This is a genomic window from Streptomyces sp. NPDC097619, assembly GCF_040302735.1.
Taxonomy (GTDB): domain Bacteria; phylum Actinomycetota; class Actinomycetes; order Streptomycetales; family Streptomycetaceae; genus Streptomyces.
Map to the genome: position 1 here is coordinate 24,156 of NZ_JBEOSD010000082.1, position 9,890 is coordinate 34,045.

At 73.7% G+C, this 9,890-nt stretch carries 12 protein-coding genes; 9 read left to right on the plus strand and 3 right to left on the minus strand.

What is annotated here, in order from left to right:
• The first annotated feature begins 24 nt into the window (after positions 1-24).
• On the plus strand, positions 25-825 hold the full coding sequence (locus ABTZ17_RS22010) for a hypothetical protein (protein WP_352197375.1): 801 nt from the start codon (positions 25-27) through the stop codon (positions 823-825).
• Between the two features lie 152 nt (positions 826-977).
• On the opposite strand, the gene ybaK is transcribed toward ABTZ17_RS22010, so the two are convergent.
• The 3 genes from ybaK to ABTZ17_RS22025 all read right to left on the minus strand — a co-directional run bounded on the left by ybaK (position 978) and on the right by ABTZ17_RS22025 (position 3,945).
• Positions 978-1,469, minus strand: coding sequence for a Cys-tRNA(Pro) deacylase (gene ybaK / locus ABTZ17_RS22015; RefSeq protein ID WP_352197376.1), 492 nt, complete (start codon positions 1,467-1,469; stop codon positions 978-980).
• A gap of 10 nt (positions 1,470-1,479) precedes the next feature.
• Positions 1,480-2,223: an LON peptidase substrate-binding domain-containing protein gene (locus tag ABTZ17_RS22020; RefSeq protein ID WP_352197377.1), complete on the minus strand. Its 744-nt coding sequence runs from the start codon at positions 2,221-2,223 to the stop codon at positions 1,480-1,482.
• 120 nt (positions 2,224-2,343) lie between these two features.
• Positions 2,344-3,945 carry an oxidoreductase gene (locus ABTZ17_RS22025; RefSeq protein WP_352197378.1) on the minus strand — a complete coding sequence of 534 codons (1,602 nt, stop codon included), beginning with the start codon at positions 3,943-3,945 and terminating at the stop codon, positions 2,344-2,346.
• Between the two features lie 122 nt (positions 3,946-4,067).
• Here ABTZ17_RS22025 and hisD point away from each other — a divergent pair, with 122 nt between their 5' ends.
• Genes hisD through hisF form a run of 8 tightly spaced genes read left to right on the plus strand, consistent with a single transcriptional unit; the run spans position 4,068 to position 9,819 of the window.
• Positions 4,068-5,390, plus strand: a complete 1,323-nt coding sequence (hisD, locus tag ABTZ17_RS22030; RefSeq protein ID WP_352197379.1) for a histidinol dehydrogenase — start codon at positions 4,068-4,070, stop codon at positions 5,388-5,390.
• Positions 5,387-6,553, plus strand: coding sequence for a histidinol-phosphate transaminase (locus ABTZ17_RS22035; protein WP_352197380.1), 1,167 nt, complete (start codon positions 5,387-5,389; stop codon positions 6,551-6,553). Before hisD ends, ABTZ17_RS22035 begins: the two co-directional genes overlap by 4 nt.
• A complete protein-coding gene (gene hisB / locus ABTZ17_RS22040; RefSeq protein WP_352197381.1) occupies positions 6,550-7,143 on the plus strand; it encodes an imidazoleglycerol-phosphate dehydratase HisB in 594 nt (197 codons plus the stop codon). The genes ABTZ17_RS22035 and hisB overlap by 4 nt, the downstream gene beginning before the upstream one ends.
• A gap of 1 nt (position 7,144) precedes the next feature.
• On the plus strand, positions 7,145-7,312 hold the full coding sequence (locus tag ABTZ17_RS22045) for a CG2302 family histidine operon protein (protein WP_352197382.1): 168 nt from the start codon (positions 7,145-7,147) through the stop codon (positions 7,310-7,312).
• Complete coding sequence (gene hisH / locus ABTZ17_RS22050) at positions 7,309-7,959, plus strand: imidazole glycerol phosphate synthase subunit HisH (protein ID WP_352197383.1); 651 nt, start codon at positions 7,309-7,311, stop codon at positions 7,957-7,959. The genes ABTZ17_RS22045 and hisH overlap by 4 nt, the downstream gene beginning before the upstream one ends.
• Positions 7,959-8,687, plus strand: a complete 729-nt coding sequence (gene priA / locus ABTZ17_RS22055; protein WP_352197384.1) for a bifunctional 1-(5-phosphoribosyl)-5-((5-phosphoribosylamino)methylideneamino)imidazole-4-carboxamide isomerase/phosphoribosylanthranilate isomerase PriA — start codon at positions 7,959-7,961, stop codon at positions 8,685-8,687. Before hisH ends, priA begins: the two co-directional genes overlap by 1 nt.
• Entirely contained in the window at positions 8,687-9,067 is a 381-nt protein-coding gene (locus tag ABTZ17_RS22060) for a RidA family protein (RefSeq protein ID WP_352197385.1), read from the plus strand. The genes priA and ABTZ17_RS22060 overlap by 1 nt, the downstream gene beginning before the upstream one ends.
• Positions 9,064-9,819: an imidazole glycerol phosphate synthase subunit HisF gene (hisF, locus tag ABTZ17_RS22065; protein ID WP_352197386.1), complete on the plus strand. Its 756-nt coding sequence runs from the start codon at positions 9,064-9,066 to the stop codon at positions 9,817-9,819. The genes ABTZ17_RS22060 and hisF overlap by 4 nt, the downstream gene beginning before the upstream one ends.
• Positions 9,820-9,890 lie beyond the last annotated feature (71 nt).

The window sequence follows — 9,890 nt, forward strand, 5'->3', positions numbered from 1 at the left end:
CCGACCACCTGGCACGATGTGGGGGTGACCGAAGCCTTCCCCCCGCCGCCGCCCCCCGCCCCCCACCCCGAGGGCCCGGACGGCCCCCGGCGGGGCGCGGACCCCGCCGCGGAGCGGCCCGTCGACGGGCCGGCGGACCCGGCCGCCGACCCGTTCGCGGCCCCCGCCGCCGACCCCGGGGAGCCGGACCCGGCCGCGGGGCCCACCCTCGTGGAAGAGCTGCGCGACGGTGCCGCGGTCACCCTCCTGGTGGCCTTCTCCGGGGTCTTCCTGGGCCTGCTGTGGGCCTGGCTCGCCCCGCGCGTCCAGTACGTCTCCAACGGCGAGGCCGTCTTCCTCCGCGACACCGAGAACGAGGGCCGGATCGGCGCCGACGGCACCTTCTTCCTCATCGCCCTCGGGCTCGGCGTGCTCAGCGGGGTGCTGGTCTTCCTGGCCCGCCGCCGCCGAGGCGCCGTCGGCGTGGTCATCGGCCTCTCCATCGGCTCCGTCCTCGCCTCCCTGCTCGGCTGGCGCCTCGGGCTCTGGCTCGGCCCCTCCCGCGACGTGGTCGACACGGCACGGGCCGTCGGCAAGGGCGTGCCCTTCGACGCGCCGCTCCAGCTGCTGGCGTACGGGGTGCTGCTGGTCTGGCCCGTCTCCGCGGTGGCGGCTCACCTGGGCATGACCATGGCCTTCGGGCCGCGGGATCCCGAGCCGAAGACGTGGGAGACCTATCCGCCGGGGTACGCCCATCCCCGCTGGAACCCCGAGCCCACGCCTGAGCCGGGCGAGGGCACCGACGCCCCCGCCCCTCCCCGGGACCCCTTCGCCCCACCCGGCTGACGCCCCGCCCGGGAGCCCGGGTGCGGCCCGGTCCCTTCGGCCCGGCTCCGGGACCGCCTCGATCGCCGGCGATCGAGGCGGTCTTCGAGGCGCGCCCGGACGTACGGAAGCGACCACCCCGGCCCCATCGGAGGTCGCCCCGGGCAACCCCGTCAGGGTTTGGCGATGGCGGCCGTGGTCGCCCCCGTCAGGGCGGCCAGGTCGGTCGGGGAGAGTTCGACCTCCAGGCCCCGCCGCCCCGCGGACACGCAGATCGTCCCGTGTCGCGCCGCGGACTCGTCCAGCACGGTGGGGAGGGCCTTCCGCTGGCCCAGCGGGGAGATCCCGCCCCGCACGTACCCGGTGGTGCGTTCGGCCGCCACCGGGTCGGCCATCGTGGCCTTCTTGCCGCCCACGGCCGCGGCCAGCGCCTTGAGGTCCAGGGAGCCGGAGACGGGCACCACGGCCACGGTCAGGGCCCCGTCGACCTCGGCGACGAGGGTCTTGAAGACCCGGTCGGGGGAGACCCCGAGGGCTTCGGCGGCCTCCTCCCCGTAGGAGCCGGCCGCCGGGTCGTGGGCGTAGGCGTGCACCGTGTAGGGCAGCCCGGCCCGGGTCAGGGCGGTGGTGGCGGGGGTACCGGCGGACTGCTGCTTCTTCGCCATGGGCGGGGCCTCAGTTCGGGCTGGTGGGGGCCCGGGTCAGTTCCACCGCGGGCAGCGAGGGCAGGTGGCGGATCACGGCGGTCTCGGCGCGCAGCAGCTTCAGCTCCTCCGCGAGCCGGGTTGCCGTGTCGGGGGCCTGGAGCAGCCGCTGCTTGGCCGGGATGTCCAGCACGGCCGCCGCCGCGACCAGGTACGAGACCACCGAGGGCTCCTCGGGCAGTTCGGCGCCGGTGGTGCTGAGGGAGCGCTCCCGGGCGCCGGCCAGACGCTGCTGGTAGGAGCGGAAGGCCCGCAGCACGCCGAGGGCCAGGGCCCCGGAGCCGTCGCCCGCGTCCTCGGGCAGCTCCTCCAGCTCGGCCGTCAGGTAGGGGCCGCTCGCGTCCACGGAGAGCAGCCGGACCCGGGTGGTGCCGGTGGCCAGGACCTCGAAGCTGCCGTCCTCGCGTTCCCGGATGGTCGCGGCGTCAGCAACGCAGCCCACCCGGTGGAAGGCCTGGATGGGGTCGGCGCCGAAGCCGGCGGCGGGGCCGCGTTCCGGGAGGGCGGTCTGGTCGGGCAGTCCCGGCGCGGTGGGCGCCACTTCCCGGCCGTCCCGGATCGCGACGACGGCGAACCGGCGCGACTCCTCCTCGCCGGACTTCAGGAGGTCGCGCATCATGGCGCGATAGCGCTCCTCGAAGACGTTCAGGGGCAGGACCAGCCCCGGGAACAGCACCGAGTTGAGCGGGAAGAGCGGCAGGCGAACGGTGGTCACGTCGGCCAGGGTAATGGCCGGGACGCCGCCCCCGTCACCCCCGGGCCGTGCGCCCCCGCCCGCTCCGGCCGGCAGGGCCCCGCCCGGAGGGGCCCTGCCGGCCGCACCGGGGGCCCGGGGTCAGCCTCGGCGGAGGAGCCGGGAGGCGCCCGCGGCCACCGTGGTGGCCAGCACCCAGCCCAACAGGACCAGCACGGCCGCGACCCACTGCCAGCCGCCCTCCATCTTCCAGTAGCCGTCCTGGCCCAGGTCGATCACCGGGAGCAGGAGGTCCAGGGCGTACAGGATCGGGTTCCAGAGGGGGTGCTCGCCCGGTTTGATCGCCTTGGGATCATGACCGGAAAACGCCACCGCTCCGGCCGCCCAGATCACGGCCATCCACACCGCCGCCCGGCCGGGCCGGTAGCCGTAGGCCACCGTCCAGTCCTGGAGGTACCCCCAGGCCTTGGCGGCCAGCGGCAGGGTCTCGCGGCGCCGTCGCTGCTTGGCGAGGAGCACCTCGCGGGCCTCGGCGTCCTCGCCGCTGGCCCGCAGCACGTACGCCAGCCGCTCGTAGGGGTCGGGGGAGTACTCGGGGGTGGCCGCCTCCACCCACTCCAGCCGCCGGGCCAGCGGGAACAGTCCGCGCGGCACCAGGAACTCGTAGCTGAACCCGTCCATGGAGAGCTGGCCCGGCCCGGGCCAGCTCGTGGACTGGTCCACCAGCTTGATCACCTTGGCCCCGGACAGCACCACCCGGCCCTGCTCCGGCTCCTCCCCGACGAACCGCAGCTCCGGGGTCTGGATCCGGCGCAGGGACACCTCCTGGTCCCCGGCCAGCACGAACCGGGCCCCGTAGAAGTCCACGGCGTCCCCGAAGCGCCCGTCGTCCAGCCGCAGCCCGCCCCGGCACTCGAACCGCTGGGTCCGGATGCCCCGGGCCGGGGTCCGGTCCAGGCCGTACGGGGGAGTGGAGCCGGGCTCACCGGCGGCGTCCAGCGCCACCGAGGTCAGGTAGAGGGTCCGCTCCACGGTCAGCTGCGGGGCGTTCAGCGCCCGCTTGCCGTACGGATTGCGCAGCCGGGCCCCGCGCAGGCTCATCGACACCCCGACCTTCGCCCCGCGCAGGCTCACCTCCCCGTAGGTCTCGATCATCTCGGCCTGGAAGTCCTGCGCCACGGACAGCCCGTCCGCGGCGATGGCCCGGCCCCGGCTGTCCCGCTGCACCACGGCCTGGCTGATCAGCAGGTCCGTCCCTATCTGCGCGTCGGTGAGCCGGATCCCCCGGGCCACCCGGCAGCGCGGCAGGTGCAGGTCCCCCTCGGTGTGCAGCCGGGCGGCCTCCAGGCGGGGGATCGCGCAGTGCACCATCCGCAGGGTCGCGAAGCGGGCCTCGGCCAGTTGCACTTCGCTGTCGAAACGGCAGGAGCGGAGCTCCACGTACGGGGCGACGGTGCCCCCGGACAGCTCCAGCCGGCCCGTGATCCGGGCCCCGCGGAGCTTCAGCGAGGCCACCCGTCCCGGTATCGGCGCGGGGCCGCTGAGCAGCAGCTGGGCGATCACCTCGGCGCGCACGCTGCGCTCCGGTCCCCAGGTGCGGTCGGTCATCGGATTGTCCCGGTCGGCCGCCCGGGCGCTGAGGTCGCAGACGGTGCCGGCCCGGAAGGCCCGCCACATCCGCAGCTCCGGTGCGGTGAGATCGGACGGTGCCCCTTCGGCCGCCACCTCGACTGCCTCGTCCATGCCAGGCCCCCCTTCCCGTGCGCGTCCTTGCGAACGCTAGTGGCCCGCGGTGGCGTCCGGGGCGCGTATCAGCCAGTGATACGGGCGCCCGGTGGCCGGAGACGGTCTGCGAGAATCGAGAGGTGATCTCTCGTATCGACCTGCGCGCCGACGCCCTCCCCGAGGGCGCGGCACTGCGCGATCTGCTGCCCCGTGCCGAGTTCGACGTGGAAGCCGCCCTGGAGAAGGTGCGGCCCATCTGCGAGGACGTGCATCATCGCGGCACCGCGGCGCTGATCGAGTACGCGCGGAAGTTCGACGGGGTCACCCTGGAGCGGATCCGGGTGCCCGCCGAGGCCCTGGAGGAGGCCCTCGCCGGCCTGGACCCGGCGGTCCGCGCCGCCCTGGAGGAGTCCATCCGTCGGGCCCGCGTCGTGCACGCCGCGCAGCGCCGCAGCCGGCACGCCACGCAGGTGGTCCCCGGCGGCACCGTGACCGAGAAGTGGGTTCCGGTGGAGCGGGTGGGCCTGTACGCCCCCGGCGGCCGTTCCGTGTACCCGTCCTCCGTGGTGATGAACGTGGTCCCGGCCCAGGAGGCCGGAGTCGGTTCGATCGCCCTGGCCTCGCCGCCGCAGGCCGAGTTCGGCGGGCTGCCGCACCCGACCATCCTGGCCGCCTGCGCCCTGCTGGGCGTGGACGAGGTCTACGCCGCGGGCGGGGCCCAGGCGGTGGCGATGTTCGCGTACGGGACCGAGGAGTGCGCCCCCGCCAACATGGTCACCGGCCCCGGGAACATCTGGGTGGCGGCGGCCAAGCGCTACTTCACCGGGAAGATCGGCATCGACACCGAGGCCGGTCCGACGGAGATCGCGGTGCTCGCGGACGCCGGGGCCGACCCGGTGCACGTGGCCGCCGACCTGATCAGCCAGGCCGAGCACGACCCGCTGGCCGCGGCCGTGCTCGTCACCGACTCCGAGGAGCTGGCCGCCGCCGTCGAGGCCGAGCTGGAGACCCAGGTCGCCGCGGCCAAGCACGTCGAGGACCGGATCCGGCCCGCCCTCACCGGCAAGCAGTCCGCGATCGTCCTGGTCCGCGACCTGGAGGACGGCCTGAAGGTGGTGGACGCCTACGGCGCCGAGCACCTGGAGGTGCAGACCGCCGACGCCGCGGCCCTGGCCGACCGCGTCCGCAACGCCGGGGCGATCTTCGTGGGTCCCTGGTCCCCGGTCTCCCTGGGCGACTACTGCGCCGGTTCCAACCACGTGCTGCCCACCGGCGGCTGCGCCTGCCACTCCTCGGGCCTGTCCGTCCAGTCCTTCCTGCGCGGCATCCACCTCGTGGACTACACCCGCGACGCCCTCGCCGAGGTCACCCACCACGTGGTCACCCTCGCCGAGGCCGAGGACCTGCCCGCGCACGGCGCCGCCCTGAAGGCGCGCTTCGGCTGGAAGGTGCCCGGACAGTGAGCGCGCACCCCGCCCCCGGAAGCCCCGGCAACGACAAGGGCCCGGGCATCGGCATCGACGACCTGCCCGTGCGCGAGGAGCTGCGCGGCAAGTCCCCGTACGGGGCCCCGCAGCTCGACGTGCCCGTGCAGCTGAACACCAACGAGAACCCGTACCCGCTGCCCGAGCCGCTGGTGGCCCGGATCGCGGAGCGGGTCGCCGAGGCCGCCCGCGGGCTCAACCGCTACCCCGACCGGGACGCGGTCGAGCTGCGCACCCGGCTCGCCGAGTACCTGACCCGGACCGGCGGGCACCCGGTCGGCCTCGCGAACGTGTGGGCGGCCAACGGTTCCAACGAGGTCCTCCAGCAGCTGCTGCAGACCTTCGGCGGACCGGGCCGCACGGCGATCGGCTTCGAGCCCTCGTACTCGATGCACGGGCTCATCGCGCGCGGCACCGGCACCGGCTGGATCTCCGGGCCGCGCCGCGCGGACTTCACCATCGACCCGGTCACGGCCGTCGCCGCCGTGGCGGAGCACGCCCCCGAGGTCGTGTTCGTCACCTCGCCCAACAACCCCACCGGCACCGCCGTGGCGGCGGAGACGGTGCTCGCCCTGTACGAGGCCGCCCAGGCGGCCCGCGCCGATCGGGGCGGGGCGCTGGTGGTCGTGGACGAGGCGTACGTGGAGTTCAGCCACCGGGAGTCGCTGCTGCCCCTCATCGAGGGCCGCCCGAACCTGGTCGTCTCGCGGACCATGTCCAAGGCGTTCGGCGCCGCCGGGCTGCGGCTGGGCTACCTGGCCGCGCACCCGGCCGTGGTGGACGCCGTCCAGCTGGTGCGCCTGCCGTACCACCTGTCGGCCGTCACCCAGGCCACGGCCCTGGCCGCCCTGGAGTACACCGACACCCTGCTCGGCTACGTCGAGCAGCTGAAGACCGAGCGCGACCGGCTGGTGGACGAGCTGCGCGGCCTCGGCTACGAGGTCACCGACTCGGACGCGAACTTCGTGCAGTTCGGCCGGTTCGAGGACTCCCACGCCGTCTGGCGGCGGATCCTCGACCGGGGCGTCCTGGTCCGGGACAACGGAGTACCGGGATGGCTGCGGGTGACCGCGGGCACGCCGGCGGAGAACGACGCGTTCCTGGAAGCGGTTCGCGCACTGAAGAAGGAGCAGCAGGCATGAGCCGCATCGGACGGGTGGAACGCACCACCAAGGAGACCTCGGTCCTGGTCGAGATAGACCTCGACGGCACCGGCAAGGTGGACGTGTCCACCGGCGTGGGCTTCTACGACCACATGCTGGACCAGCTGGGTCGCCACGGCCTCTTCGACCTCACCGTCAAGACCGACGGCGACCTGCACATCGACACCCACCACACCATCGAGGACACCGCCCTCGCGCTGGGCGCCGCCTTCAAGCAGGCCCTCGGCGACAAGGTGGGCATCTACCGCTTCGGCAACTGCACCGTGCCCCTGGACGAGTCCCTCGCCCAGGTCACCGTGGACCTGTCCGGGCGCCCCTACCTGGTGCACACCGAGCCCGAGAACATGGCCCCCATGATCGGCTCCTACGACACCACGATGACCCGGCACATCTTCGAGTCCTTCGTGGCCCAGGCGCAGATCGCCCTGCACATCCACGTCCCGTACGGCCGCAACGCCCACCACATCGTCGAGTGCCAGTTCAAGGCCCTCGCCCGGGCGCTGCGCTACGCCGCCGAGCGGGACCCGCGCGCCGCGGGCATCCTTCCCTCCACGAAGGGCGCCCTCTGACGTGACCGGCCTGTCCACCATCCTGATCGTCGTCGGGCTCTTCCTCCTGGGCGGCGTGTACTCCTTCAAGAAGCAGAAGATGCCGCGGAGCGTCATCCTGCTCCTGGCCATCGGCTCGACCATGTGCCTGGCGGCCGGAATCCTGCGGATCCAAGGAATCTGGGAATGAGCGCAGTGAGCCCCACCAAGAAGGTCGTGGTCTTCGACTACGGCTTCGGCAACGTCCGTTCCGCCGAGCGGGCCCTGGCCCGGGTCGGCGCCGAGGTCGAGATCACCCGCGACTACGACAAGGCCATGGACGCCGACGGGCTGCTCGTCCCCGGCGTGGGCGCCTTCTCCGCGTGCATGCAGGGGCTCAAGGAGGCCCGCGGCGACTGGATCGTGGGCCGCCGGCTGTCCGGCGGCCGTCCCGTCATGGGCATCTGCGTGGGCATGCAGATCCTCTTCGAGCGCGGCATCGAGCACGGCCTGGAGACCGAGGGCCTGGACGAGTGGCCCGGCACGGTCGAGCCCCTGAAGGCGCCCGTGGTGCCCCACATGGGCTGGAACACCGTACGGGCCCCCGAGGACACCCAGGCCTTCGCCGGACTGGACGCGGACGCCCGCTTCTACTTCGTCCACTCCTACGCCGTCCGCGAGTGGACCCTCGAAGTCGGCAACCCGAACATCCGCGCCCCCAAGGTCACCTGGGCCACCCACGGCGAGCCGTTCGTCGCGGCCGTGGAGAACGGCGCCCTGTGGGCCACCCAGTTCCACCCTGAGAAGTCCGGCGACGCCGGGGCCCAGCTCCTCACCAACTGGATCGAGACCCTCTGATGCCTGCCCCGACCCTGGAACTGCTGCCCGCCGTCGACATCCGCGACGGCCAGGCCGTCCGCCTGGTGCACGGTGCCTCCGGCTCCGAGACCTCCTACGGCTCCCCGCTCCAGGCCGCCCTGTCCTGGCAGGCCGCGGGCGCCGAGTGGCTGCACCTGGTCGACCTCGACGCCGCCTTCGGCACCGGCGACAACCGCGGCCTGGTCGCGGAGATCACCGGCGCCATGGACATCAAGGTCGAGCTGTCCGGCGGCATCCGCGACGACGCCACCCTGGCCAAGGCCCTCGCCACCGGCTGCACCCGCGTCAACCTCGGCACCGCCGCCCTGGAGACCCCCGAGTGGGTGGCCAAGGTCATCGCCGAGCACGGGGACCGGATCGCCGTCGGCCTCGACGTGGTCGGCACCACCCTCAAGGGCCGCGGCTGGACCAGTGAGGGCGGCGACCTCTACGAGACCCTCGCCCGGCTCGACTCCGAGGGCTGCGCGCGCTACGTCGTCACCGACATCGGCAAGGACGGCACCCTCACCGGCCCCAACCTGGAGCTGCTGAAGAACGTCTGCGCCGCCACCGACAAGCCGGTCGTGGCCTCCGGCGGCGTCTCCTCCCTGGACGACCTGCGGGCGCTGTCCGGGCTGGTGCCCCTCGGCGTCGAGGGCGCCATCGTCGGCAAGGCCCTGTACGCGAAGGCGTTCACCCTGCCCGAGGCGCTGGAGGTCGTGCGCTGATGAGCGACGTACGCCGCATCTCCTCCGGCAGTCCCTGGGAAGACGTCATCGGCTACTCGCGGGCCGTGCGGCTGCCGAACGGGCTGGTCCTGGTCTCCGGCTGCACCGCCCCCGAGGGCGGCGGCCCCCACGAGCAGGCCCTCGGCGCCTTCGCGGTGGCCTTCAAGGCCCTCGAAGCCGCCGGTCTCGGCCCCGAGCACGTGGTCCGCACCCGCATGTACCTCAGCCACGCCCGCGACGTGGACGAGGTGGGCCGGGCCCACAAGGAGCTGTTCGACGCGGTCCGCCCCGCATCGTCCATGATCATCGTCTCCGGCTTCGTCGACCCCGCCATGGTCGTCGAGGTCGAGGTCGAGGCCTTCCGAGGAGATTCCGCATGACCCTGGCCGTACGGGTGATCCCCTGCCTGGACGTGGACAACGGCCGCGTGGTCAAGGGAGTCAACTTCCGCAACCTCCGCGACGCCGGCGACCCGGTCGAGATGGCCCGCCTCTACGACGCCGAGGGCGCCGACGAGCTGACCTTCCTCGACATCACCGCCTCCAGCGGCGACCGCGAGACCACCTACGACGTGGTGCGCCGCACCGCCGAGCAGGTGTTCATCCCGCTGACCGTCGGCGGCGGCGTCCGCACCGCGGAGGACGTGGACAAGCTGCTGCGCGCCGGCGCGGACAAGGTCGGCGTCAACACCGCCGCCATCGCCCGCCCCGAGCTCATCCGGGAGATCGCCGAGCGCTTCGGCCGGCAGGTGCTGGTGCTGTCCGTGGACGCCCGCCGCACCGAGTCCGGCTCCTTCGAGGTCACCACGCACGGCGGGCGCCGGGGCACCGGCATCGACGCCGTCGAGTGGGCCCACCGGGCCGCCGAGCTGGGCGCCGGGGAGATCCTGCTGAACTCCATGGACGCCGACGGCACCAAGGACGGCTACGACACGGAGATGATCGCGGCGGTCCGCCGCCACGTCACCGTGCCCGTGATCGCCTCCGGCGGCGCCGGCCGCGCCGCCGACTTCGCCCCGGCCGTGGCCGCCGGTGCCGACGCGGTCCTGGCCGCCTCGGTCTTCCACTTCGGCGACCTCCGCATCGGCGAGGTCAAGGAAGCCCTCCGCGAAGCCGGCCACCCGATCCGCTGACCCGGCCGACTAGCCTGGCTCGACCGCAACGGCTGGAACCGGATCGGCAACGAGGGCCGGGTCTCCTTCCT

Excerpts from the sequence above, each read along its gene's own strand:
- ABTZ17_RS22025 (WP_352197378.1), bottom strand. The coding sequence starts at position 3,945 with ATGGACGAGGCAGTCGAGGTGGCGGCCGAAGGGGCACCGTCCGATCTC.
- hisF (WP_352197386.1), top strand. The coding sequence starts at position 9,064 with ATGACCCTGGCCGTACGGGTGATCCCCTGCCTGGACGTGGACAACGGC.
- ybaK (WP_352197376.1), bottom strand. The coding sequence starts at position 1,469 with ATGGCGAAGAAGCAGCAGTCCGCCGGTACCCCCGCCACCACCGCCCTG.
- priA (WP_352197384.1), top strand. The coding sequence starts at position 7,959 with ATGCCTGCCCCGACCCTGGAACTGCTGCCCGCCGTCGACATCCGCGAC.
- hisB (WP_352197381.1), top strand. The coding sequence starts at position 6,550 with ATGAGCCGCATCGGACGGGTGGAACGCACCACCAAGGAGACCTCGGTC.
- ABTZ17_RS22060 (WP_352197385.1), top strand. The coding sequence starts at position 8,687 with ATGAGCGACGTACGCCGCATCTCCTCCGGCAGTCCCTGGGAAGACGTC.
- hisH (WP_352197383.1), top strand. The coding sequence starts at position 7,309 with ATGAGCGCAGTGAGCCCCACCAAGAAGGTCGTGGTCTTCGACTACGGC.